28 protein-coding genes are annotated in these 22,686 nt (G+C 54.6%); 23 read left to right on the forward strand and 5 right to left on the reverse strand.

Translation table 11 applies throughout. The features are described from left to right. The first annotated feature begins 4 nt into the window (after positions 1 to 4). The gene (locus tag AC07TV_RS21480) at positions 5 to 3,139 is read left to right on the forward strand and encodes an efflux RND transporter permease subunit (RefSeq protein ID WP_027458828.1); all 3,135 of its coding nucleotides are present in this window, start codon (positions 5 to 7) and stop codon (positions 3,137 to 3,139) included. Next, a complete protein-coding gene (locus tag AC07TV_RS21485; RefSeq protein WP_027458827.1) occupies positions 3,136 to 3,525 on the forward strand; it encodes a c-type cytochrome in 390 nt (129 codons plus the stop codon). The genes AC07TV_RS21480 and AC07TV_RS21485 overlap by 4 nt, the downstream gene beginning before the upstream one ends. A 53-nt stretch (positions 3,526 to 3,578) precedes the next feature. Here AC07TV_RS21485 and AC07TV_RS21490 read toward each other — a convergent pair whose 3' ends face one another. Further along, positions 3,579 to 3,806, reverse strand: a complete 228-nt coding sequence (locus tag AC07TV_RS21490) for a hypothetical protein (RefSeq protein WP_194267183.1) — start codon at positions 3,804 to 3,806, stop codon at positions 3,579 to 3,581. A gap of 181 nt (positions 3,807 to 3,987) precedes the next feature. Here AC07TV_RS21490 and AC07TV_RS21495 point away from each other — a divergent pair, with 181 nt between their 5' ends. From AC07TV_RS21495 to copK, 9 genes are all read left to right on the forward strand, one after another. Then, positions 3,988 to 4,284, forward strand: coding sequence for a hypothetical protein (locus tag AC07TV_RS21495; protein ID WP_027458825.1), 297 nt, complete (start codon positions 3,988 to 3,990; stop codon positions 4,282 to 4,284). A 5-nt stretch (positions 4,285 to 4,289) separates the two neighbouring features. Beyond that, on the forward strand, positions 4,290 to 4,547 hold the full coding sequence (locus AC07TV_RS21500) for a hypothetical protein (protein WP_153150894.1): 258 nt from the start codon (positions 4,290 to 4,292) through the stop codon (positions 4,545 to 4,547). 76 nt (positions 4,548 to 4,623) lie between these two features. Then, positions 4,624 to 4,872: a hypothetical protein gene (locus AC07TV_RS21505; RefSeq protein ID WP_027458824.1), complete on the forward strand. Its 249-nt coding sequence runs from the start codon at positions 4,624 to 4,626 to the stop codon at positions 4,870 to 4,872. Positions 4,873 to 4,916: 44 nt separating this feature from the next. After that, on the forward strand, positions 4,917 to 5,159 hold the full coding sequence (locus AC07TV_RS21510; RefSeq protein WP_027458823.1) for a hypothetical protein: 243 nt from the start codon (positions 4,917 to 4,919) through the stop codon (positions 5,157 to 5,159). 125 nt (positions 5,160 to 5,284) lie between these two features. Continuing rightward, entirely contained in the window at positions 5,285 to 5,833 is a 549-nt protein-coding gene (gene flgB, locus AC07TV_RS21515) for a flagellar basal body rod protein FlgB (protein WP_494650401.1), read from the forward strand. Next, positions 5,830 to 6,822, forward strand: a complete 993-nt coding sequence (locus AC07TV_RS21520) for an HD-GYP domain-containing protein (protein WP_494650402.1) — start codon at positions 5,830 to 5,832, stop codon at positions 6,820 to 6,822. Before flgB ends, AC07TV_RS21520 begins: the two co-directional genes overlap by 4 nt. 211 nt (positions 6,823 to 7,033) lie before the next feature. Next, positions 7,034 to 7,372, forward strand: coding sequence for a hypothetical protein (locus AC07TV_RS21525; protein WP_494650403.1), 339 nt, complete (start codon positions 7,034 to 7,036; stop codon positions 7,370 to 7,372). 392 nt (positions 7,373 to 7,764) lie between these two features. Continuing rightward, positions 7,765 to 8,157 (forward strand): CzcE family metal-binding protein, encoded by a 393-nt coding sequence (locus AC07TV_RS21530; protein WP_027458812.1) that lies wholly within the window; start codon positions 7,765 to 7,767, stop codon positions 8,155 to 8,157. Between the two features lie 113 nt (positions 8,158 to 8,270). Further along, complete coding sequence (gene copK, locus AC07TV_RS21535; RefSeq protein ID WP_027458813.1) at positions 8,271 to 8,549, forward strand: periplasmic Cu(I)/Cu(II)-binding protein CopK; 279 nt, start codon at positions 8,271 to 8,273, stop codon at positions 8,547 to 8,549. Positions 8,550 to 8,558: 9 nt separating this feature from the next. Here the strand turns inward: copK and AC07TV_RS21540 are convergent, their stop codons facing one another. Next, on the reverse strand, positions 8,559 to 8,861 hold the full coding sequence (locus AC07TV_RS21540) for an HD-GYP domain-containing protein (RefSeq protein WP_494650427.1): 303 nt from the start codon (positions 8,859 to 8,861) through the stop codon (positions 8,559 to 8,561). A gap of 98 nt (positions 8,862 to 8,959) precedes the next feature. On the opposite strand from AC07TV_RS21540, the gene AC07TV_RS21545 reads away from it, so the two are divergent. Continuing rightward, positions 8,960 to 9,331: a hypothetical protein gene (locus tag AC07TV_RS21545; protein ID WP_494650404.1), complete on the forward strand. Its 372-nt coding sequence runs from the start codon at positions 8,960 to 8,962 to the stop codon at positions 9,329 to 9,331. 227 nt (positions 9,332 to 9,558) lie between these two features. Here AC07TV_RS21545 and AC07TV_RS21550 read toward each other — a convergent pair. Then, positions 9,559 to 10,679, reverse strand: a protein-coding gene (locus AC07TV_RS21550; protein ID WP_434517116.1) for an IS3 family transposase whose coding sequence is annotated in 2 segments (ribosomal slippage) — positions 9,559 to 10,430 and positions 10,430 to 10,679 — 1,122 coding nt in all. Because the reading frame shifts where the segments join, the coding sequence is not laid out codon by codon here. Between the two features lie 188 nt (positions 10,680 to 10,867). Then, a complete protein-coding gene (locus AC07TV_RS21555) occupies positions 10,868 to 11,416 on the reverse strand; it encodes a glycine zipper 2TM domain-containing protein (RefSeq protein ID WP_150430602.1) in 549 nt (182 codons plus the stop codon). Between the two features lie 829 nt (positions 11,417 to 12,245). Here AC07TV_RS21555 and AC07TV_RS21560 point away from each other — a divergent pair. The 9 genes from AC07TV_RS21560 (at position 12,246) to AC07TV_RS21600 (ending at position 18,566) form a co-directional block, all read left to right on the forward strand. Further along, positions 12,246 to 13,505, forward strand: a complete 1,260-nt coding sequence (locus tag AC07TV_RS21560; protein WP_341744094.1) for a 2Fe-2S iron-sulfur cluster-binding protein — start codon at positions 12,246 to 12,248, stop codon at positions 13,503 to 13,505. Continuing rightward, the gene (locus AC07TV_RS21565) at positions 13,505 to 14,092 is read left to right on the forward strand and encodes a hypothetical protein (protein ID WP_150430604.1); all 588 of its coding nucleotides are present in this window, start codon (positions 13,505 to 13,507) and stop codon (positions 14,090 to 14,092) included. Before AC07TV_RS21560 ends, AC07TV_RS21565 begins: the two co-directional genes overlap by 1 nt. A gap of 74 nt (positions 14,093 to 14,166) precedes the next feature. Beyond that, complete coding sequence (locus AC07TV_RS21570; protein ID WP_223879684.1) at positions 14,167 to 14,811, forward strand: cytochrome c3 family protein; 645 nt, start codon at positions 14,167 to 14,169, stop codon at positions 14,809 to 14,811. Continuing rightward, positions 14,708 to 15,718, forward strand: coding sequence for a cation diffusion facilitator family transporter (locus AC07TV_RS21575; protein ID WP_223879680.1), 1,011 nt, complete (start codon positions 14,708 to 14,710; stop codon positions 15,716 to 15,718). Before AC07TV_RS21570 ends, AC07TV_RS21575 begins: the two co-directional genes overlap by 104 nt. 269 nt (positions 15,719 to 15,987) lie before the next feature. Next, complete coding sequence (locus AC07TV_RS21580; protein ID WP_494650405.1) at positions 15,988 to 16,575, forward strand: RNA polymerase sigma factor; 588 nt, start codon at positions 15,988 to 15,990, stop codon at positions 16,573 to 16,575. Then, complete coding sequence (locus AC07TV_RS21585) at positions 16,568 to 17,038, forward strand: anti-sigma factor family protein (protein WP_494650406.1); 471 nt, start codon at positions 16,568 to 16,570, stop codon at positions 17,036 to 17,038. Before AC07TV_RS21580 ends, AC07TV_RS21585 begins: the two co-directional genes overlap by 8 nt. After that, positions 17,035 to 17,478: a periplasmic heavy metal sensor gene (locus AC07TV_RS21590; RefSeq protein ID WP_494650407.1), complete on the forward strand. Its 444-nt coding sequence runs from the start codon at positions 17,035 to 17,037 to the stop codon at positions 17,476 to 17,478. Before AC07TV_RS21585 ends, AC07TV_RS21590 begins: the two co-directional genes overlap by 4 nt. Positions 17,479 to 17,568: 90 nt before the next feature. Next, positions 17,569 to 18,048, forward strand: coding sequence for a hypothetical protein (locus AC07TV_RS21595; protein WP_494650408.1), 480 nt, complete (start codon positions 17,569 to 17,571; stop codon positions 18,046 to 18,048). Between the two features lie 161 nt (positions 18,049 to 18,209). After that, positions 18,210 to 18,566, forward strand: coding sequence for a cupin domain-containing protein (locus AC07TV_RS21600; protein WP_494650409.1), 357 nt, complete (start codon positions 18,210 to 18,212; stop codon positions 18,564 to 18,566). A gap of 402 nt (positions 18,567 to 18,968) precedes the next feature. Here AC07TV_RS21600 and AC07TV_RS21605 read toward each other — a convergent pair whose 3' ends face one another. Beyond that, positions 18,969 to 19,994 (reverse strand): FtsZ/tubulin family protein, encoded by a 1,026-nt coding sequence (locus tag AC07TV_RS21605; RefSeq protein WP_494650410.1) that lies wholly within the window; start codon positions 19,992 to 19,994, stop codon positions 18,969 to 18,971. Positions 19,995 to 20,252: 258 nt separating this feature from the next. Here AC07TV_RS21605 and AC07TV_RS21610 point away from each other — a divergent pair, with 258 nt between their 5' ends. Together AC07TV_RS21610 and AC07TV_RS21615 are read left to right on the forward strand one after the other, a co-directional pair. After that, positions 20,253 to 21,725, forward strand: a complete 1,473-nt coding sequence (locus AC07TV_RS21610) for a DUF2779 domain-containing protein (RefSeq protein WP_494650411.1) — start codon at positions 20,253 to 20,255, stop codon at positions 21,723 to 21,725. Positions 21,726 to 21,728: 3 nt separating this feature from the next. Continuing rightward, positions 21,729 to 22,685 carry a helix-turn-helix transcriptional regulator gene (locus AC07TV_RS21615; RefSeq protein ID WP_494650412.1) on the forward strand — a complete coding sequence of 319 codons (957 nt, stop codon included), beginning with the start codon at positions 21,729 to 21,731 and terminating at the stop codon, positions 22,683 to 22,685. Position 22,686: the final 1 nt, after the last annotated feature.

Genomic DNA, 22,686 nt, shown 5'->3' on the forward strand with positions numbered 1-22,686 from the left:
TACCATGCTCGCCAAAATCATTGAATGGTCGGGGCGCAACCGCTTCCTCGTCCTGCTCGCCACGCTGTTTGTTGTCGTCGGTGGTGTCGTTGCGGTCATGAAAACGCCGCTCGATGCCTTGCCCGACCTCTCAGACGTGCAGGTCATCGTCTATACCGAATACCCCGGCCAGGCGCCACAGGTCGTCGAGGATCAGGTCACCTATCCGCTGACGACGGCCATGTTGTCAGTGCCGAAGTCCAAAGTGGTTCGCGGCTTCTCTTTCTTCGGCGCGTCCTTCGTCTACATCATTTTTGAAGACGGCACGGACATTTATTGGGCGCGGTCCCGGGTACTCGAATATCTTAACTTTGCTGCTGGCCGCATGCCCAAGGGCGTCACACCGCAGATCGGTCCGGACGCCACGGGCGTCGGCTGGGTCTATCAATACGCGCTGCTCGCCAAGGACAAGACGCTGGCAGAACTGCGCACGCTGCAGGACTGGTATCTGCGCTACCAACTGACCAAGGCACATGGCGTCGCCGAAGTGGCTTCGATTGGCGGCTTCGTCCAGACCTACCAGGTCACGGTTGATCCGGTGAAGTTGCGCGCCTATGGCATTCCGCTAGCGGCGGTTTCAAAGGTCATTCGGGAATCGAACCGCGATGTCGGCGGGCGTGTCGTCGAGATGGCGGAAACCGAATACATGGTGCGCGGCAAGGGCTATCTGCGGGGCACAGGCGATATTGAAAATCTGGTGGTTAAGTCACAAGGCGGGACGCCCGTCTTGGTTCGTGACATTGCCCGTGTCGAACTGGCGCCGGACGAGCGGCGCGGTCTCACCGAGTTGAATGGTGAAGGTGAAGTGGTTTCCGGTATCGCCATGGCGCGCTACGGCCAGAACGCGCTGGAGGTCATTCACAACTTGAAGGAAAAAATTGGTGAGATTTCTGCCGGGCTTCCGGAGGGCGTGACGATCCAGACGGTCTATGATCGTTCGGAATTGATTCACCGTGCGATTGACACCTTGACGCGCACTTTGGCGGAAGAAAGTCTCATCGTCGCGCTGGTCTGCGTCGTATTCCTGATGCACATGCGCAGTGCTTTGGTAGCCATCCTGATGCTGCCGGTCGGGGTGCTGATTGCCTTCATCGCCATGCGATTGCTGGGAATGAACTCGAACCTGATGAGTCTGGGCGGTATCGCCATTGCCATTGGGGCGATGATCGATGCGGCCATCGTGATGATCGAAAACGCCCATAAGCACATCGAGCGTTTGCCGGAGGATCATACCCACGGGGATCGCATCGAGGCAATGATTGCGGCCTGCAAAGAGGTCGGCCCCGCACTGTTCTTCTCGCTGCTCATCATCACCGTTTCCTTCCTGCCCGTCTTTACGCTGGAGTCCCAGGAAGGACGTCTGTTCTCGCCCTTGGCCTACACCAAGACCTTCTCGATGGCGGGCGCTGCATTGCTGTCGGTGACGCTGGTGCCGGTGCTGATGATGCTGTTCATTCGCGGCAAAATCATGCCGGAATCGAAAAACCCGGTGAATCGTTTCCTGATCTGGGCTTATCGCCCGATCATCGCCGGCGTCATGCAATGGAAAAAGACCACTATCGTGGCCGCACTGCTCGCGCTGGTGGTCTCGATTTATCCGGCCAGCAAGTTGGGCTCCGAGTTCATGCCGACGCTGAATGAAGGCACGCTGTTCTACATGCCGGCTTCGCTGCCCGGGATGTCGATCACCAAAGCGGCGGAACTGTTGCAGACCCAGAACAAGATCATCAAGAGTTTCCCGGAAGTCTCATCGGTTTATGGCAAAGCGGGTCGTGCCAACACGGCAACGGACCCGGCGCCGACGGAGATGTTCGAGACGGTGATCAATCTGAAGCCGGAATCCGAATGGCGCCCTGGATTGACGACCGACAAGCTGATCGCCGAAATGGACAAGGCCTTGCAGTTCCCGGGCGTATCGAACGCTTGGACGATGCCGATCAAGGCGCGCATCGACATGCTGTCGACCGGCATCCGGACGCCAATCGGGATCAAGGTGTTCGGCAAGGATCTCAACGAGATGGAACGACTGGCCCGCGAAATCGAGACGGTCGTCAAGGCAGTTCCAGGCACTACCTCGGCTTTCGCGGAACGGATTACCGGCGGTTTTTACCTGAATATCGAACCGGACCGCACCCAGTTGGCCCGCTATGGGCTGGCGGTCGGCGATTTGCAGGATGTTATCGGCCAGGCCTTGGGCGGCGAGATGGTTACCACGACCGTCGAAGGGCGCGAACGGTTTGGCGTCACCGTGCGCTATCCGCGTGAACTTCGTTCCGATCCGCAGCAGATTGCCCGCGAGGTGCTGGTGCCGACCATGGAGGGGGCAATGATTCCGCTCGGCCAATTGGCCCGCGTCGAGGTGGCCAAGGGAACGCCCGGCATCCGGACTGAAAACGCGTTGCTTTCCGCCTATATCTTCGTGGACATTCGCGAACGCGACATCGGTGGCTATGTCGCCGATGCCAAGAAGGCGGTGGCGGAAAACGTGAAATTCCCGCCGGGCTATTACGCGACCTGGAGCGGCCAGTTCGAATCCATGGAGCGCGCGATCGAGAAAATGAAGATCGTCGTCCCGGTGACGCTGTTGATCATCTTTCTGCTGCTTTACCTGAACTTCAAACGTCTGACAGAGACCTTGATTGTCATGCTGTCGGTGCCGTTTGCGCTGGTCGGCGGGGTCTGGTTGATGTGGTTGCTCGGTTACAACCTGTCCGTTGCCGTCGCCGTGGGCTTCATCGCCCTAGCCGGGGTTGCAGCGGAAACCGGGGTGATCATGCTGATTTACCTTGATCATGCCTGGGAAGCGCTGAAGGCCAAGCGCCGGACGGAAAACCAAGCGCCAACCCTGCACGATCTCTACGAGGCCATCATGGAAGGCGCCGTGGAGCGGGTTCGCCCGAAGATGATGACGGTGGTGGCGATCATGGCCGGCCTGTTGCCGATCATGTGGGGTACCGGTACCGGCTCAGAAGTCATGAGTCGCATTGCGGCGCCGATGGTTGGCGGGATGATTTCCTCGACGGTGCTGACGCTCGCAGTCATCCCCGCCATCTACGCCCTGGTCAAGCAGTGGCGAATGAAACGGGGGATGGAGCAATGAGACACAAGCTTTCGCATTGGATTCCTGTGGCTCTTGTTGTGGCCATGCTGCCAAGCCTTGCCCAGGCTCAAGGCTGGAGCATTCCCAAACCCAGTCCCGGCCTAATGCCCAATCCCGGCACGGGCAAGGCGCTGTTCGCCAATCACTGTGCGGGCTGTCATGGCGGCGACTTGAAGGGATCGGAAAAGGGACCGCCCCTGCTGCACAAGATCTATGAGCCGTCACATCATGCCGATGCGGCGTTCCAGTTGGCCGTGGCCAACGGTGTGCGGGCCCATCACTGGAAGTTTGGCGACATGGCTCCGGTGAAAGGGGTGACGCCGGACGACGTCGCCCACGTCACCGCCTATGTGCGGGCTGAGCAGCGGAAGGTTGGCATCCAATAGCGGATGCTTCAAACAAAGCACTATCAGGGGGGAAACTGTCCAAAGAAGACGATTCAATGCGACCGTTTGAGGATGCCGTTGCCATTCTTGTGGTGCTCACCACCGATCTGAGAGACCATCATCGCGATGCCTTCGATGCGGCAATGCCGGATCTGTTGCGGCTTACGCGAGGCAAGGCATCCGCGCTGGCTTATGTGCGTCGGATTGTCGCTGTCGAACTGAACTCCCCCCATAACCCACAGTGGCAGGTTTCCGCAGGCGAATTCGAGAGGCGGAGGCAACAGGTCTTTCTGGGGCTAAGTGCCCAGACTCAATAGATAATCGCTCCCAGTGAACAGCACGGCAACAAGCTGACGAAACAGTGACCGAGTTGTAATGTTCCCGTTATGGGTGCGACAGCTACCCACAGGCAAACTCCCCCTACGAGGCAATGGGCCTTGATCGTGCCGCAGGGAGAAAATCATGTCCGCACACAATTCGTTCGCAATTTTCAACACATCCCCCGACTTCCATTTGGTTTCCCAGTTGGTTGGCGTGAATCTCGATTGTTTGGAAAAGATGGTTTCCACGCAGTTTTCCCCGCTCAAGGAACTCCTTGAGCAAACTTCATCGCTGTCTCTGGATGATCCTGGGCAAAGCGGGGCATGGTGGGCTGCAGTCGGCAATTTATCCATCGAGTATTGGAAGGCATACACCCTCGACAGCATGGAGTACCAGCACCGGGTTTTGCAGGTACTAGCCCAACATTCGACAAAGTGAACTCGATGATGAGTTCGTCGGGGTCGGTGCGCTGGCAAGACTCTTCCGGCAAGGTCATTGCCTGTACGGAAAAAATCAAGGTACTCAATGAGAACCTGGATGAACTTCGCCAGATGGCCCAGGATGCACTGGAGGACGGAATTTTGATGGGGTGTTGCGAACGGCAATTGCGTGATGCGCTTGCCGACGCAATCGGGCATTTGGTGAATCCGTATTTGGCCACACTTCCTGACAACAATGTAATCAACAAGTCATCCTATTGACAGTGACAGAAGCACAAACTGAATCTGTCCATTCGATTCGGACCGTTGAAATCCCCAAAACTCAGGAGTCAAGATCATGAAAGTTTCCTCCCTCATTGCCGCCGTTCTGTTTGCTGGCACCACGATGACCGGCGTCGTCTTCGCCGACGAAAAGGCCGCTGCGCCGAAGGCTGCCGAAGGACAGGCTGACAAGGCTGCTTCCAAGCCACATTCCCATGTCCAGGAAAAAACCGGAATGCCGCAAAGCATGCCGGATGCAAAGGCTGACAAGCCGAACGCAGCCAAGGACAAGAGCAAACATTTCCATCCGCGAGATGGAAAGTAACTGCCCAGTAAAGGCCTCGGAATCGAGGCCTCGGCATTTCAGTCATGGATATCCACAAACCGGCAGAGCACGGCGATCGATGTGTATGTCGCACGCTGGCGCTTGCGGTCGGCAGTGACCCGAAGCTGCTGACCTACAACTATTGTCGAACGGTGCTTCAGAAACGCTGGATCATCGAATGCAATCATGGATGCCTGGCAAAGCCGGCCGTAGCAAACAGCGATCTGAAATGGCATGGCGTCGGCCAGATTGATCCGGTGAAGGCCATCCTGATCATGAACGAGTAATCAGTGTCATGGCTGGAGCCCCTCCTATCCCACCGGCAATTCCCCCATCTACTTCTGTTCAAGGAGGGCACGAGGGACATAGTGCGTCCTCGGGGGGGGCCAACAACGGAGGGTTTTCCGAGGCCTTGAATCAGGCGATTGTTCAGCAGGCAAACAACCCAGTGGTCAGTCATGGCAATCATGGCGGACAAGGTGCCGGGGTAGTTGGGCACACTGGGCATTCTTCCGGAATGGCCTCCAGCACGGCGTCAGCCCATCCCAATCACTTCACAGTTGGACAAGGCGGTCATGCCGGTCACAATTTTCAGCAGAAAATGCTGGGTGTTCGTGTCTATCGGCAGCAACTCCTGGCCTCGAACATCGCCAATGCCGATACTCCAGGTTATAAGGCCGTTGATATTGACATTGAAGAGGCTGCCAAAATCGTTCAAGGTGCCTCCTCATCGTTGCCATTGACGAGCACGGTTACCGGACATCTCTCGGGCACCGGGCAAACATCACCATTCCCACTAAAGTATCACGTACCTTACCAAGCGGCTACTGATGGCAACACGGTGGAAATGGATGTCGAACGACAGAAAATGGCTGAAAATTCGTTAATGCACCAATTCTCACTCGATCGCGTCAGCGGCCACTTCAAGCACTTCATGGAACTGCTACAGAATCTGAAATGAACGCTATTCAACTGCCCCAGACACACCGGCAATTGCGCCGCATGTTGGCGCGGCGCCTCGGTATAGGTGCGCTCCTGGTTGGCAGTCTCGCGGGAGGTCTTGCCTACTGGGTCGAATCGTATCGCGTAGAGCAGCGCACCCTTGAACGCGCCATAGCGGGGGTCAGGCATTTCGAGTCGCCCGCCATGCAAATGGCGGTCGGCGGGGATAAAGGAGATAGCCATTCCGCGATTTCGCAGTTGCTGACCGATGAGTTTGTCGGGATTCGAGTTTTTTCGCCCAATACGGAGATGGTGTTTGATGCTTGGCGGTCACTCCCCGAGTCGCTGAAAGAGATCGCCCGACAACAGCGCCATCCATGGCCGCCAGCTCCAGGCAGCCATAGCAAACGATTTTCGGTGGCTGGCGAAGAACTGGTTCAGGTCATTCTGCCGATGACCACCAGTGATGGCCGTCTTGCAGGCTATGTCGAGGGAATCAGCCTGGTGTCCCGCTCGGCACTGCAAGAGAGAGAACAACAGATTCGCGGGGCTGCGCTGACGGCCTCGATATCAGTATTCGCGGCAGCGCTGTTGCTTTACCCGTTAATGTCGGGATTGCTGGGCCAAACGGTGGCATTGTCGTCTCGACTCCTGGAATCCAATCTTTCGCTGCTGCGCTCCCTTGGAAACGCCATCGCCAAGCGTGACGCAGATACCGACGCCCATAACTACCGGGTTACCTGCTATGCGGTCTCACTTGCCGAAGCACTGGGTGTTGGCAAGGAAACCATTGCCGAACTGGTGCTGGGCGCCTTTCTGCACGACGTTGGAAAAATCGGCATTCCGGATCAGATTCTGTTGAAACCGGGACGGCTGACCAGCGAAGAATTTCAGGTCATGAAGACCCACGCCATGCTCGGCATCGAGATCGTCGCCGGCAATCCCTGGCTGGCTGGCGCAGAGAAGACCATCCGGCTACCCAATGGCTTCGCCGGCGATGCGACGTAGGCATGAGACGCGTTTTGTGGATGCTGGCCAGCATGGTGACTTGCTTCCAGCTAAGGTAGCCAGCTTGTTGAGCGACAGCCTCCAAGGATGCGGCGAGTGGTAAGCCGGTAGTGCCGCGGTGTTGCTTGGCCTGCCGCTTAAGCTTTTCTAACGCGGTGGCACTGATGGTGTTGGTTTGCATACGTTCTCCATGTCGTAACGCGGAAAAGCAGTGCCCATTGCCGCTACCCGCAAAACCATGGGGAAGACGATTGCAAAACAAAAAAATGTCGTTCCGGCGAACCAGATGAGCCTAGATGGGCAGCTCGCATCGACTTGTGCGATGGGCAAATTATACCGAGCAATGGTGTGCAGGCAAGAATTGCCATACAACATGGCGCAGAAAAATACCTACATACTCATTTGGCAGCGTTCCTTCGCTCTTAGCCGGGGAGAAATTCGACATAGCACCAGAAAGCACTCACTCACCGGAACCACGGATCTGGCTACACCGCTCCACGCTACTAACGACGTTTCCATTGAGCACCATCAGTTGCCGAGTGGCAGCTAATCATCACATTGCTGTCTGATCCTTAGCGCTGAAGCAAGGTCGGCTTTGGCCGACGACCTGCCTGATGTCTTTGGCAACAGACAACAATTCGGCCAATCCGGCCGTTCGAATCACTTCACTCTTCGGTCAGCAAACTGCTGGTTACCTGCCGCGCAGTAAGCAGAAGCGAGGAACGGCAGCATTTATATCTAACAAACTCTGCTTCGACAGAAAAACCAAGTAACGTTGGTGCGAAAGCGACGGGCACCTCTCTCCCTGACCATTTCCGGCGAAAAGCTTTCAAAAATGTAACGCGGGGGTCAGCGTCCTGTTGGTATCGGACTCCTAAGATGACATCACGGTTGGACGAAATGAGTCCGACACGATTAACCCGATGTCACAAGGAGAGAACCATGAAAACGAAATTTTCCCAATTAGCCCTGATCGCTGCGATCAGCCTCGCTGCAGCTGGAACGAGCTACGCTCACGAGGATTATTCCGAGGCCGGCACCAACCATTGGCTGAGCCACGTTTCAGAAACCAAGAGCGCACCGACGGCAAATCAACTGGCTTCGTTTGGTTACACGGCCACGAAAAACGCCGACCGAGAGGTCACTCTGTCCAGCGGTAGCAAATATCTGAACGTCACGCGTCTGGAGACCATCAAGATCAACGTCGCTGGCAAGAGCGTCGTCTGGACCTTCGACACGCTGGGGACCGCGCCGTTTCCACTTTCCAAGATCATATCGGGAGCCGACGGCATCACCGTCTACGTGACCGAAAACCCTGCCTATCAGGGCGGCTGATCAACCTGACGGCTAGGTGATGCAATTGTCACCCAGCCGTTGGCAAATTGTCAGGATCGAATCCTTAATATTGATATCGCAGTACAACAGCACCTATTCATGAGGAGATGAAAATGTTCAAGAAGATGCTCGCAATCGTGGCCCTGAGTTCCCTGGGTGTTACCGCCTACGCAGTTGATGCTTCTCAAGTCGAGAAGTCCATTGAGTTGAAGGACGGTTCGACTGTTTATATTTTCAAAGACGGCAAGATGGGTATGGAAGACAAATATGGTCGCGCAACCTATATGGAATCTGGCCATGTGATGGAAACCAAGGACGGCAAAAAAATCATCATGAACGGAAACGAAATCTGGCGTGTTGACGAATTGCTGCACAAATACCATCGCGGTTAATTTCCCGCATCACTCGAATTCGGCGGCTCCTTTGGGAGCCGTTTTCATTTTGAAGTACCGTTCAAGCATCGCCTTCAATTCCTGACTCCATTGGGCATGATCTCTGGATTGGCCTTGTGCGTATAGCACCGGAGCAACCTGCCGGAAAACGGCATGAATCTTTGGATCGAAATGCTGGTCATCTTCCCGTTCCATGATGCTCAACGTCTCTTCCAATGACAAGGCTGGTTTATACGGGCGAACAGAGGTCAATGCGTCGAACACGTCGACCAGGGCAAAAATCCGTGCGGCCAACGGTATTGCCTCGCCAATGAGCCCATCCGGATACCCTTTCCCGTCGAAGCGTTCGTGATGATGCCGGCGGTAGCCCTAGACTGCACCAATGCAAAACGGTAGAGGAACTTTGCGACATGTTGGGTAGGGTTGAGCCGGTATTACTACGCAGCCATTGTGATGAATCCCGTCCTGGCGCTCGTTGTCTTTGCGAACTGGATCCCTTTGTTACGGCCAAACGCGCTAACGTGGATATCGACATCGGTGACAAAGATGACATCTGGAACTACCTTTACTTGCTGGATAGGCCTTATTCCGGTGTCAACATTGTCGATGTGCGTGTCAATTTGGGCCTTGGCTCCCATGGTTATTACCTAAACGAACAATTGTTGCTCAATAGCAATAATGACCGCAGCAATAGCCTCAACCCCAATAATGACGCCCATCGTCATGCGCTGAACAACCATGCGAACCAACTTAATCCCAACAACAAGCGCTTTGGATCCTGACGCCTAAAACTACTACCTGCTGGTATTGCTTAAACTAGAGTACGATTTAACAGAAAAGCCAAAGGTTCTTGAGAATCGGATCGAGCCATTCAGGTCGATCCGATTCGGCGATTCGTCGGGTGTGACATCACATCAAGCATTAGGCCAATCTCACCTTTGCCCGAAACCTGAGGTGCCCCCGGTTTTAGTGCCAAGGGCGTTTTAGTAAAAGTCCTTGGGTTGTACCGTTAAAGACATTCTTCGGCGGCTGGCTGGGCAGAGGTGGTTGCCCGATGCTCGGCCGCGAACTCTGCCGGGGTTTGATAATTCAATGCGCTGTGCGGCCGATGCTGGTTGTAGTCCCGGCGCCAGGCGGCGATCAGGATACGAGCCTGTGGCAAGCTCGTAAACCAATAGTCATTCAGGCACTCATCTCGGAAGCGTCCGTTGAAGCTCTCGATGAACGCGTTCTGCGTGGGTTTCCCGGCCTGGATCAGTTTGAGCTGAACGCCATGCTGGCAGGCCCACTGGTCGAGCGCTTTGCCGGTAAATTCTGGTCCCTGGTCAGTTCGAATGGCCTTGGGGTAGCCCCGGAAGCGAGCCGCCTGATCAAGAACACGCGTAACGTAATGGCCTGAAATGCCGAAGTCGACCGCGAGATCGATGGCCTCCTTGCTGAAATCATCGACGATGGTCAGCACCTTGATCCGGCGGCCATTGGCCAGCGCGTCACTGACAAAATCCATCGACCAAACTTGGTTGGGCTCGGTAGGGCGTTCCAGTGCCTGCCGCTCAACAGCCACACCATGTCGCTTTTTGCGGCGCCGAACTGACAGACCGGCATCACTGTAGAGCCGATAAATCCGTTTGTGATTGGCTCGAACGCCCTCTCGCCGAACCAGCGCATGCAAGCGGCGATAGCCGAACCGGCGGCGCTCGCCGGCCAGTTCGACCAGCCTGGCTTGCAACTGCTCGTTCTCCGGCTGCGCCTTCGATACGTAATGCAGGACCGTGCGTGACAAACCCACCAGCTGGCAGGCACGGCGTTGGGAAATTGCTGTCGCTTTCCGCATCACCATGACTGACTCACGCTTTTGCTGGGGGCTCAGCGCTTTCGGCCCAAGGCCGCTTTGAGAGCTTCGGCATCAAGGATCGATTCGGCCAGTAGGCGTTTGAGCTTGGCGTTCTCGGCTTCCAGTTCCTTCAGGCGCTTCGCATCCGGAACTGACATGCCGCCGAATTTCGCCCGCCAGTTGTAGAACGAGGCGTCACTGAAGCCGTGTTGCCGGCACAGTTCCTTGATCGCCACGCCGGCTTCCGCCTGCTGCAAAAAACCGATGATCTGCTCTTCTGAAAACCGCTTCTTCAAGTCCATTCTCCTTCTCGAAAACGGACTTTACTAAATTGCCGGTGGCACTGATTACGGGGGGCACCTCAAACCAACACTAGTATTCGGGTCCATAGGCGATGGCAGACCATTTGGTGATTTGCTTGTTTCAATCAGGCCAGCCATATTCTTCAGAATATTGTGTAAAGCAATGGAAACGGCGTTTTCAGCTAATTTGCTGCTGTAGGAGATTCAAGAAGCAGTTGTCCATCCTTGGTGGGAATCGTCTTGCCCGGGGCGTGATCTAGGCGAACCCGGCCTTCCTTTCCGTCAAGACGATAGGTCACATCGTAACCAACCAGTTTGTCGGAGGTCTCATAGACAGTTCGGCAGCGATGCTCAATTGCCGAGACCGTATCCCGGTCCTGCATGCCCTTCTGCACGGTATTGCCCGCATAGCCGCCAGCTGCTGCGCCAGCCACCGTCGCCAGAGTATTACCCTTACCCCGCCCGATCTGGTTGCCGACCACACCTCCGAGAATGCCGCCAATCACGGTGCCGGCAATTCGGTGCTCATCCTGAACTGGGGCTCGCCTCTGAACCTGGATATCCTGGCAATCCTTATGCGGAGTCTTAATCTTTTCCTTGATTTCCTCGACAGCCAAGACTTCGGCCGATTTTGGTTGATTCAGCATCTTGTAGCCGGTCACACCACTGGCACTGATCGCCACCATCGCGATCGAACCGATGACGACCCCTTTGATCATTGATTTATCCATCTTCATTTCTTTCGGACACTTGAGAAGCATTTTTGCGGCGATAACGCCAAAAAGCTGTAACCGCCCATAATTCAACGCAAAACAGATGCCAAGCCCGTGAACTGACGAAAAATCAGTTGGTTAGAAAAATCTGTGATGGCGAAAAATCACGGATATGTCGTTTCTTAGCGACAAATAAACGCCTGAAACCGGGATGTGTCTGTTACGACGCGATACTTCATGTCGCCACATAGCGACAGTTCAGAATCAGACAAAGGCTTGTACCGTACGGCCCCACGTCTCTGTCTGTCGGCTTATATTGAACGCCTCGATTGTCAGTCTTTAGGACCAATCCCTTCGACCACTTTTCCAATCTCTATGTGGTCGTCAAACTCTACGAACTCGACCACTGGATGCCGCCGCTCTGGGGTTACTCTGCGCTCGCCCTCTTCCGGAGGTCCAAGGTCCTTAACTCGCCGTTCGTGGCGCGATCGTTTGACGAGAAATTTTGTTTTGTGCATTGGCGATAGCAGAGAGGAATTGTTTTCTGTTCCTGCCCAATGTACTTGCTGAAGCTTAAGGCCCCCTGAAAGCCACTCAAATTCTTAGCGGCATCGTTCGGCTAAATGGTCTGTTGTCTCAGCCGGTAGAACAGCAAATTATGCATAGAGGGGCCGTCTAATTGAATACAGTCAATTTATTTGTGGGAATATTTCCCTCTTCATGGTTTGGCTATGTGTGTTTTTGCCTGAACTTGGTCTAACTCTTCTTCCTTAAGACTCAGCTAAGGTCACTACGCTAGACTGGCCAATCAATTTGGCATGTTGCCATTGAACCAATAGAGAGCAATATGACCTCAGCCATGCTCCTCCTGTGGATAGCCTTGGGCATTGTTGTTCAGCTGGCACTTTGGCTGGGCATTGTCTTCTGGCGCCACTGGCAGCGCTATATATCGTTGCAGGATCAGGCCAATGGCAAGAGTCCTGCAACTCTGTCCGATAGTTTGCAGACTGACACTGCTTCCGAGGGCTGGAAAGGATTCAGGACTTTCAAGGTTATTCAGAAAACCCTTGAAGATGGTAACGGAGCCATTTGCTCCTTCTATCTACGTCCAGAGGATCGGCAGTCACTTCCCGTATTCAAGCCAGGACAGTTTCTTACCTTCAAACTGGCCATCCCGACTCCAGGAGGCACGGCGGAAGAACTCATCCGTTGCTACTCCCTCTCGGATTCGCCTGCTCATGATACTTACAGGGTTTCGATAAAGCGCGTCCCAACGCCTAACGGCACCTCCCTACCTCCTGGCCGCTCATCCAATTTTTTCCACGACCATGTACACGTAGGCACATCATTGGCAGTTCGGGCTCCATCAGGACATTTTTATCTCAACCACGAAGCCTCTCCAGTTGTACTGATTGGCGGAGGAATCGGTATCACACCGATGTTGAGCATGCTCAACTGGATCGTGAATCACCAGCCTGAACGTGAAGTTTGGCTGTTTTACGGCGTGCGAAATAGCGCTGAAGTGATTATGAAGGCGCATCTTCTGGCGCTCGCAGCCCAACACCCGAATTTCAAGCTGCACATCTGCTTTAGCGCGCCGCTACCGGGTGACATGATGGCGCGCGATTTTCACCATAGGGGTCGTATTGATGTCGCGCTGTTAAGGACAGAGTTACCGCTGAAACCGTTCGATTTCTATATATGCGGTCCGACGCCGATGATGGAAAGCTTGGTCGATGCCCTTGAAGACTGGGGAGTTCCGGACTCACGAATTCATTTTGAAGCATTCGGACCTGCGTCGATAAAACGCAAATCATCCATCGAGCCGAAGGTTTCCGAGAGCTGTACCGAAACTGTGATGGTGACCTTCGCCAAATCTAACAAACAGTTCATTTGGGACGGCACGTCCAACAGCCTACTCGAGTTTGCAGAAAGCAACGGGGTAAAAGTTGAGTCGGGGTGTCGTGCTGGTGGCTGTGGTAGCTGCGAAACGCGAATTCAAAGTGGAGAGGTGAAGTTTTCACATTCGCCTGACTTCGATTCAGAGCCTGGTAACTGTCTGCTCTGCGTATGCATCCCTGTCACTGACGTCGTTCTGGAGGCCTGATGCCAATTTTTCCCTCCACCCTTTGGCGAGAGCACATCCTGCCCTTTGCTTTCCTGGTGTTGCTCCTTGGTGTTTTGACGCTTGCCGGAGATTACCTCTTGCACCGATTGAATCTGGTGTGGGTCGGACGATACTTGGGCATTCCTGGAACGATACTTATCATCGGATCCCTGATGTATTCACTACGTAAGCGGAAATACATCAAGACGGGGAATCCGAAGAGCTATCTGAATATGCATGAACTGGCTGCCTGGCTTGGGTCATTGCTAGTTCTGATTCATGCAGGCATTCACTTCAACGCCATTCTTCCTTGGCTGGCCACTGTGGCCATGGGTATCAATGTCATTAGCGGGTTGGTCGGCAAGATGCTGCTGCAACGCTCCCGCGAACACGTTCAGTCACAACGTGACAGCTACCAATTGCGCGGTCTATCTCGACCTGAAGTCGAGCAAGCAGTTTTTTGGGATTCAGTGACTTTTGATGCAATGACTCAGTGGCGCAAAGTTCATATCCCGATTTTTATCGTTTTCGCCGTGCTGAGTCTTGGTCACATCATTAGCGTATTTCTATTCTGGGGCTGGCAATGAATCGCATTGTCAAATGGGTGATCGCTACCAACCTGCTTGTCTTGGTAGTCCTAACGTTCGCCTATCCACATTTGATGGTTAGCCCCGGAAAGCTCATCGTTGGACATCGGCAATTAGAGACTGATTGCTTTGCCTGCCATGCAGGACTTCGAGGAGCCTCTTCGGAGCGCTGTACAACCTGTCACAAGTCAGATGATATCGGTCGGCTAGATACCAAAGGGCAACCCATTCAGAAGCCTTTGACCTCAACGGCATTTCATCAAAAGCTGACGAAACAAGATTGTGTGGCGTGTCATAGCGATCATGCTGGCGTGAAGCGCTTCAAGATACATGGACACTTCAGCCATGCGCTCTTGCAGGCCGCAACCCGTGAGCAGTGTCAAGAATGCCATAGACCGCCGGCTGATTCTTTACACAAGCAGATTACCGGTAATTGCGCTCAATGCCACAGCCAGGAAAGGTGGACACCGGCCACGTTCAATCACGACAAATTCTTCGTACTTGACCGCGACCACAGTGTTCAGTGTGTGACGTGCCATGTACGAAACGACTACAGCCAATACACCTGTTACGGTTGCCACGAACACACCCCTGAAAAGATTCGCCGAGAGCACATTGAAGAAGGTATTCGAGATTATAAAAACTGCGTTGAATGCCATCGAAGTGCGGATGAGCACGACATCCGAATGCCGGGAGGAAATCGCCGTGAAGATGACTAGCAGAGGCCCGATTGACCTGCGCCGATACGCCTTCATATCGATTGCGGCTGCGGTTGCGACCATTCTGCTCAAAGGGGTTGCATGGTGGCTGACCGGCTCCGTCGGTCTATTGTCGGATGCGATTGAGTCGTTCGTTAATTTGGCAGGTGCCTTGATGGCGCTATGGATGCTCTCCATTGCGATCATGCCAGCGGATGCGGAACACCCACATGGTCATGATAAGGCCGAATATTATTCGAGTGCCTTTGAAGGATTTCTAATTGTCGTTGCAGCGGCGAGCATCGGCTACACAGCAGTCGAGCGTCTAATACATCCACAGCCACTGGAAGCGGTCGGTATTGGCCTTTTGGTTTCGGTGCTTGCATCGATCATAAACTTTGGCGTTGCAAGAGTATTGCTTCGAGCGGGTACCGAGCATAAGTCGATCACTCTGGAGGCGGATGCGCATCACCTCATGACCGATGTTTGGACCTCTGTTGGCGTAATAGCCGGAGTGACGTTGGTTTGGCTCACAGGGCTGAACTGGCTGGACCCGGTTATTGCCCTTTTGGTTGCGGCCAACATTGTATGGACGGGCTGGCAACTTATGCGACGTTCTGCGTCTGGCTTGATGGATGTTGCACTACCAAAGTCGGAAATCGCTCAGATAGAACAAGTTCTCTCCACCTTTGATACAGAAGGGGTTTGCTTTCACGCGCTACGGACCCGCCAAGCCGGAAGGCGAGTATTTATCAGTTTGCACGTGTTAGTACCTGGCGATTGGTTAGTAAAAAGAGCCCATGATTTTTCTGAGGAGATTGAAGCGTCACTTTGCAGACAATTTCCGCACGCGCACGTCATGACACATCTCGAGCCAATCGATGATCCGTTATCCATGGCAGACGAAGCATTGGATAGACAAAGGTAAGTCTGCCAGCGGATCTGGGATGTATTTCCATTTATCTGCATTTGAATACGCCAAAGACGGCAAGCAGCAGTTCGACCACCACTACCAACGGTAGAGCGAAGGTATGGGCGGCGAAAGTCTGCTCGTGGCCGGCTACTGTCTGTTACTGATTCTCCTCAGCTAATGCTCGATGACCGTAATGGAAAAGCATGGAACATTTATTTCCGCCGGGCGTTTCATAAGCGACTCAATGCGAATTTCGTCATTGGAGCGACGAGGAAAAAACGGGGATGGACGACAAAACCGGAATAGACGATGCAGACATGGCGCAGGCCTTATCAGCCCGAGCTGGCGACCTGCGAGCGTTCGCAGGTCTGGTGCGCCGCCATCAGGATCGCATGTTTGGTTTCCTGTTGCGCATGCTTGGTACGCGTGACGAGGCAATGGACTTGACCCAGGATTCCTTCCTGAAGGCCTGGAAGGCGTTACCGGATTGGCGACCTGAGGCGCGCTTCACTACTTGGCTGTTCCAAATAGCACGTAACGCGGCTCTCGACCTGCTGAGGCACCGGCAGCGTATTGAGTTCGTATCGCTCGACGCTGATCCCTCCCACGACATAGTGGAAGATTACACACCATCTCCTGAGAAACAATTTTCCGACCGGCAGCGCATTAGCTTGCTTCAGCGCGCCATTGACACGCTCCCAGTTGATCAACGCGAAATCCTCCTGCTCCGTGAACTAGAGGACATGAGCTACGCGGAGCTCGCCTTAATACTCGGGATCAACGAAGGAACGGTCAAGTCACGCCTTGCCCGAGCACGTGCTGCAGCCCTTACCAATTTCCGTCACTACGCCGGGGAGAGTCCAGATGACTGATCCACATGAAGTCCACGCTACTGACATCGACCTGTCCGCCTATCATGATGCAGAACTTCCTGCTCCTGCTCGCCTCCGTATTACTGCGCACATCGCTGCATGTCCGCTTTGCGCAAAGCGCCTCGCCGACTTTGCCGCCTTGTCCGCTGACTTCGCCCAGTTACCCAAAGATAGCCTTGGTTTCGATCTCGCCAGCGTCATAGCGGGACAGCTTCCTGGACCGGCCAGGTCGCACCGGTGGACACCTACGCTAGGCTGGCTTGGCCTGCTGCCTGCGGGAATTGGGGCCACGGTCTCAATCGCGCTGGGCATCGCCATTGGTGGGGTTCTATTTAGTGGCAGTGCCGCCCTACCGCGAGAGACGGCCATGAGCGTATTCGATTCTATCCCGCCAGGCGGACTCTGCCTCGGTCTGGACAGCTGCTATGCCGAATATCCCAACAAGACAGGAGTGATCAAATGAAGCCCCAACTGCTACGAACCCTGCTCGCTTTTTCTGTCCTGATTAACGTCGGGGTACTCGGTGCAGCCGCATACCGGGAATTGAACACCGACGCCTTTCCGGGGTTACCGCGCTACCTCGAACTCGATGTAACGCAGACCCGTCACTGGCACGAGGCAGAGCGAAATTTTCTTGTCCAGCTCGCCGACGTTACGACGGCAATCGAGGCACACCGCAGCCGGATGATCCGTGCCATTTTTGCCGAGTCCCCCGATCTCGCCCAGATTGATGCCGAACGCGTCGCTATCGCGGCGCTGCAGGAGATTCAGCAAAAACGGGTGATCGAGCAACTGCTAAGGGAGCGAGCGTTACTTGATGCTGCACAACGCGAACGGCTCGCTGCATTACTACTTGCACAGCCGGCAGGCCCCTCAGGCGTCGAGCGCCTTCACCGCGACTGACGGGAACATTTGCGCCCCCCGAACGTTGAATGGATGTGAGTAGCTGACGCTTGCTCCCATCAACCTTTATTCATCTGGAGAATTATGCTCATGAAACCCTATATCCTTGCCGCTCTGACTGTCCTTTTCCTTGCTGCCACCGGCCCATCGCTGGCCGCGAACGATGCACACGATCATGGCCATGGCTCGGTATCGGCCACCCTGCAACTCAACGCCGGCAAGAAATGGGAAACCGATGCTCCGCTGCGAACAGCCATGGGGGAAATTCGTAAGTCGATGGCGTCCTCGCTGCACGCGATCCACGAAAATAAGATGTCGGCCAAGTCCTACGATGGGCTGGCTAAACAGGTGGAAGGCGCTGTCGGTCAGATCGTCGCCAGCTGTAAGCTTCCGCCAGCCGCCGATGCCCAGCTTCACATCATCGTCGCAGACCTGCTGGCTGGCGCCGAGGAGATGGCCGGCAAGATGAAAGAGGTCAAACGCGTGAACGGCGCAGTCAAGGTTATTGGCGCCCTCGATAACTACGGCAAGTATTTCGACGATGCAGGATTCCGGCCGATCGAGCACTGAGAATTGCGACGGCTTTAGGACAGAACGCACTGTCGGACCGCATTGAGGAAACCAAGGCGGGCGATTCTACGGTGCCACTTCAGATGAGCGATTGGAGGCATTTTCCAATCGCTCATCATGAAAGCATATGAATGATTATCCGAGGTTAGCAGCCATGCGTAATGTCTGCCTACTCCAAGGAGATAATAGCGATGAGTACGGAAAATGCAGTCCCTGAAGTACGCAACCTTAAACAGCTGCTTCGGTATCAGGAGAAGGCAGTCGTCAGCCGGATGCTGATCAAGAATCCAGTTGGCAACGTTACCCTGTTTGCCTTTGACGGCAATGAGGGTCTTAGCGAGCATACCGCTCCTTACGATGCCTTGGTAATAGGTGTTGAAGGCCGTGCTGAAGTTCCGGTGGGCGGCGTTAGCCATACACTGGAAGAGGGCGATAGCTTGCTGCTGCCGGCCAATATCCCGCACGCGGTAAATCCCATGGGCGGGTTCAAGATGCTGCTGATCATGATTCGTGGTTAGGGGTTATAGACGACCAGAAGTGTTATGGGCATATCCTTGGAAACGGTTTTCTGCTGCGATTTGTGCTGTATTTGAGCCGGATGGTTGCTAACGACCACTCAAGTAAGAGATCCGCGAAGATTGGGTCGGGAGTTCGCGTTCGCTAGCCAGGAAAGCTGAGCTGCCCCGCAGTGCTGGCCTGAAAGTCCGCTGACCCCACTACACCTGTCGCTCATCTGGCGATGGCTGAACGGCAGTTAAGGCCGACGAGCGGGAATTGCCACTACTCCCCTGCTCCACTTCGTTTGACATTATTCCCCGTAGGTCAGGAATTCGGCCAAAGCAGCCATCGCTCCAATTGGCCAGACGAGTCCGGTTGTCGCCTCGCAACCCATTGAATCCACCGATAAGAGCATGAGCGAATCACCGCATATGAATTCCACTGGCCAGAATAGTGACCCGGTAATCACAGAACAATGCATTGTTTTCGGTAGCACCAAAAATCAGCATTGAATCATAGTGTTCGTCCGTGGCTCCCCTGACCATATCAATCACCTTGCTGATTGTTTTAAATTTGAGAATGTCGGTATGGCCCTCCAGATGGAAAAATACCGTCGACGCTGAAAATAGCCTGCCTCTGCCAAGCAATGGGTGCTTGATGGCAGCAAGCATCGCTGATTCGGCATTCTCACCACTGGCCAGACCGAACCCGATGGCAGAAGCCCCATCCTGTGACAAGGTGCTGACAACATCCTCAACGTCGAGAGTAACGAGTCCAGGGCCGAAAACAGGTTTTGTAACCCCGTGGTAGAGATGCTCAAAGGTGTTGATTGCCTGATTCAAAGCGCTTGGAAGTGATGTAGTAGATTGATGGAACGCGATGGCTAACGGGAATACTGCGTTCGCGACATCTTTGAGCGCGTGAATGTCATCATGAGCAACTCCTTGCCGATATCCATCTTCAATACCTCTCGACGGGATAACTGCGGCAATCGTTGAGATCGATTTCTCGCGTAATACATCGGCAATGGCCGACAAGAGATTGATGTCGATGCCGCCACCGATCCCGGCAACAATAAAAGCGATATCGATTCCCTCTAGGAGCTCTGCAAAATCCCCCCGAAAGCCTTTAGAGAATTGACTGGCGGTATGTAGGCAGCCAGGGCAAAACATCAGCTTTTCGTCCGCCACTACACGCAGCAGCGCAACTGGATCAGTATCGATGGCGATCGACCGCCTCAGGTACAGCAAATTCCCGGCTAGTGCAGAAAGAATCTCTCCTCCGATGCGGCCAATAGCGATCACGCCAATCCCGACTGGGCGGGCACCTTCCTCCGGAGTCTGCCTTGCCTGCGAAATCGGCTGGGCCGTTCCCGCATATACATGACAGGGCAGCAGAGTGCTAGCACCCAAGGCGGACAGGTCTTGCAGGAATTCACGGCGCTTCATGTGGCTCTCCTATAGGCAAAGGAAATAATCTCCGGTTGCCCGACGGAATGTGTCGTGTGAGATCGCCATTTCTGGCCGGCCCAAAATAATCTGCCCAACGACGATTCATGCGACACAAATTGACGCATCTGAAACGATAATGGCATCTACTTGCTAGCATGCGATGTAGTCGCTAAATCGTTGCCTCTTCCTTCCAACCAATTCACTGACCTGAAAAATAGAAGCTCAATCATGCGTACATTCTCGAAATCCAAGCTCATGGCGCTTCGTCAGTGCCCAAAGCGCTTATGGCTGGAGGTCAATCGCCCGGATTTGCGAGAGGATTCGGCTGCAACCCAGGCAAGCTTTCAGGTGGGCTATCAGGTCGGCGACATTGCACAGCGCATTTACGACTCAGAGGGGCGAGGCACGCTGATCGATATAGAGAGCGAGGGATTCAACCGAGCATTCGAACGTAGCGCGGAACTGCTTCAATACCCACAACCGATTTTTGAAGCAGGTTTCAGTGCTAGCGGCGCACTGGCCTTCGCCGACGTCATGTTGCCGCTGCAAAAGAACGGCAAGCTGGCCTGGCGCATGGTCGAGGTCAAGTCATCGACCAGCGTCAAGGATTATCACCGCGATGACGTGGCAGTTCAGGCATTTGTTGCCCACGCCGCTGGCGTTCAACTGGAGGCTATCGCCCTGGCTCACATCGACAGTTCATGGGTATATCCGGGTAATGAGGATTACCGAGGACTCCTCAAGGAGAACGATCTGACGTCAGAGGCTTTTTCCCGGGTGGAGGAAGTAAAGACATGGATTGCTCAAGCCCAAGGTGTTGTGGTTGAGCCATCCGAGCCGGAGTTGGCAACGGGCGATCAGTGTTGGGCGCCCTTTGAATGCGGCTTCCATGAATATTGCAGCCGGAACGATCCAAAGCCGGAGTTTCCTGTTTCATGGCTTCCTCGCTTCTCTTCGGCCAGGGTGCGAGAACTGGCGGCCAATGGCGTGGATGATCTGAGATGGGTACCCGACGACCAACTGAATGACCGGCAACGGCGGGTCAAGGAACACACCTTGGCCGGGACCATATTTTTTGACGCTGCTGGCGCAGAAGCTGATCTGCAGCCCTATCCGCTGCCGGCCTACTTTCTGGATTTCGAGACCATCCAGTTCGCTGTCCCCATCTGGAAAGGCACTCGCCCCTACCAGCAGATTCCGTTTCAGTTCAGCCTGCACCGGCTCGATGCCTATGGCAGGTTAGAGCAAACCGCTTTTCTCGATCTCTCGGGAAACGACCCATCCGAGGAATTTTCGACTGCACTCGTCGCCGCCTGTGACACCGAAGGTCCGGTGTTTGTATATAACGCGGGATTCGAGACCGCCAGAATTCGCGAGTTGGCTGAGCGTTACCCACGCCTGAGTGCATCCCTTCTGGCGATCAACGACCGAATCGTTGATTTACTACCCATCGCTCGCGAGCGCTATTACCACCCAGATCAGCAGGGCAGCTGGAGCATCAAGAAGGTGCTGCCTGCCGTGGTGCCGGAACTGCGCTATGACGCACTCGACGGCGTGCAGGATGGCGGCATGGCAATGAGTGCCTTCCTGGAGGGTATCCATCCCTGCACTAGCCCGGCGCGCAAGACCGAAATCGAGATTCAACTCCTGGCCTACTGCGAGCTCGATACCTACGCCATGGTTCGCCTGTGGCAGGTATTTTCCGGCCGCTCTGACATTAGGCTCTGACCCATGCCCAAACGTCCTGACTCTCTTGAGACGCTACAGCTCTCGCACGAACTGCTGCGACGTATTCCCAAGGGCCGAACAATCACGGCTTCCGAACTGCATCAGCAACTGGCCGAAGCTGGCTTTGAGCGAGACATGCGGACCATCCAGCGGCAGCTGGAAACCCTGTCCGAGTATTACGAACTCGACCGTGACGAGAGCACCAAACCCTATCGCTATAGCTGGAAGCCATATGCCAAGGGCTTGTCGCTGCCGAGTCTGAGCCCGCAGGAGTCGTTGCTGCTCATTCTGGTCGAGCAGCACCTGAGCGCCCTGCTACCGACCAAGCTGATGAAATCGATGGAGGGATTCTTTGCCCAGGCACACAGCCAATTAGAGGGCAAGAACGCAACGATGCGTGATCGCGAGTGGTTGGAAAAGGTGCGTGTCATCAGCACCAGTCAGCCACTATTGCCACCCAAGGTTGATCCGGCCGTATTCGACCAGGTCAGCAATGCCCTCTACGCCGATCAATGGCTGGAAGTGGATTACAAGAACGCAGCAGGCAAGCGCACCACGAACCGAGTCATGCCCCTGGGGCTGGCCCAGCAAGGTCCGCGCATGTACCTCGTGTGCCGATTCGACGGTTACGACAACGAAAGAAGCCTTGCACTGCATCGAATAATTTCCGCGCGTGCCTCGACACTTACGTTCGAGCGGCCGAAGGACTTTGACCTCAAAAAATACGATGACGATGGCCGCTTCGGCTACGGCAATGGTCAGCACATCCGGCTGAGTTTCACGATTGAGAAGGAAGCCGGGCTGCACTTGCTGGAATCGCCGTTATCTGTCGATCAGCAGGTGGAGGAACGGGAAGAAACCTACAAAATCACAGCGACCGTGGTCGACTCGGCGATGCTGGAATGGTGGTTAAGAGGTTTTGGTGAATCTGTAACGAACATTCAGAAGAGAAAGGTCTAGT

The organism is Azonexus sp. GW821-FHT04F04 (genome assembly GCF_059420025.1).

Coding starts and splice junctions, on each gene's coding strand:
- AC07TV_RS21605 (WP_494650410.1), bottom strand. CDS start 19,994: ATGAAGCGCCGTGAATTCCTGCAAGACCTGTCCGCCTTGGGTGCTAGC.
- AC07TV_RS21615 (WP_494650412.1), top strand. CDS start 21,729: ATGCCCAAACGTCCTGACTCTCTTGAGACGCTACAGCTCTCGCACGAA.
- AC07TV_RS21610 (WP_494650411.1), top strand. CDS start 20,253: ATGGCGCTTCGTCAGTGCCCAAAGCGCTTATGGCTGGAGGTCAATCGC.
- AC07TV_RS21495 (WP_027458825.1), top strand. CDS start 3,988: ATGTCCGCACACAATTCGTTCGCAATTTTCAACACATCCCCCGACTTC.
- AC07TV_RS21510 (WP_027458823.1), top strand. CDS start 4,917: ATGGATATCCACAAACCGGCAGAGCACGGCGATCGATGTGTATGTCGC.
- AC07TV_RS21570 (WP_223879684.1), top strand. CDS start 14,167: ATGGTTAGCCCCGGAAAGCTCATCGTTGGACATCGGCAATTAGAGACT.
- AC07TV_RS21530 (WP_027458812.1), top strand. CDS start 7,765: ATGAAAACGAAATTTTCCCAATTAGCCCTGATCGCTGCGATCAGCCTC.
- AC07TV_RS21505 (WP_027458824.1), top strand. CDS start 4,624: ATGAAAGTTTCCTCCCTCATTGCCGCCGTTCTGTTTGCTGGCACCACG.
- AC07TV_RS21580 (WP_494650405.1), top strand. CDS start 15,988: ATGGACGACAAAACCGGAATAGACGATGCAGACATGGCGCAGGCCTTA.
- AC07TV_RS21565 (WP_150430604.1), top strand. CDS start 13,505: ATGCCAATTTTTCCCTCCACCCTTTGGCGAGAGCACATCCTGCCCTTT.
- AC07TV_RS21485 (WP_027458827.1), top strand. CDS start 3,136: ATGAGACACAAGCTTTCGCATTGGATTCCTGTGGCTCTTGTTGTGGCC.
- AC07TV_RS21595 (WP_494650408.1), top strand. CDS start 17,569: ATGAAACCCTATATCCTTGCCGCTCTGACTGTCCTTTTCCTTGCTGCC.
- AC07TV_RS21520 (WP_494650402.1), top strand. CDS start 5,830: ATGAACGCTATTCAACTGCCCCAGACACACCGGCAATTGCGCCGCATG.
- AC07TV_RS21500 (WP_153150894.1), top strand. CDS start 4,290: ATGATGAGTTCGTCGGGGTCGGTGCGCTGGCAAGACTCTTCCGGCAAG.
- AC07TV_RS21545 (WP_494650404.1), top strand. CDS start 8,960: ATGTTGGGTAGGGTTGAGCCGGTATTACTACGCAGCCATTGTGATGAA.
- AC07TV_RS21585 (WP_494650406.1), top strand. CDS start 16,568: ATGACTGATCCACATGAAGTCCACGCTACTGACATCGACCTGTCCGCC.
- copK (WP_027458813.1), top strand. CDS start 8,271: ATGTTCAAGAAGATGCTCGCAATCGTGGCCCTGAGTTCCCTGGGTGTT.
- AC07TV_RS21555 (WP_150430602.1), bottom strand. CDS start 11,416: ATGGATAAATCAATGATCAAAGGGGTCGTCATCGGTTCGATCGCGATG.
- AC07TV_RS21560 (WP_341744094.1), top strand. CDS start 12,246: ATGACCTCAGCCATGCTCCTCCTGTGGATAGCCTTGGGCATTGTTGTT.
- AC07TV_RS21600 (WP_494650409.1), top strand. CDS start 18,210: ATGTCTGCCTACTCCAAGGAGATAATAGCGATGAGTACGGAAAATGCA.
- AC07TV_RS21590 (WP_494650407.1), top strand. CDS start 17,035: ATGAAGCCCCAACTGCTACGAACCCTGCTCGCTTTTTCTGTCCTGATT.
- AC07TV_RS21480 (WP_027458828.1), top strand. CDS start 5: ATGCTCGCCAAAATCATTGAATGGTCGGGGCGCAACCGCTTCCTCGTC.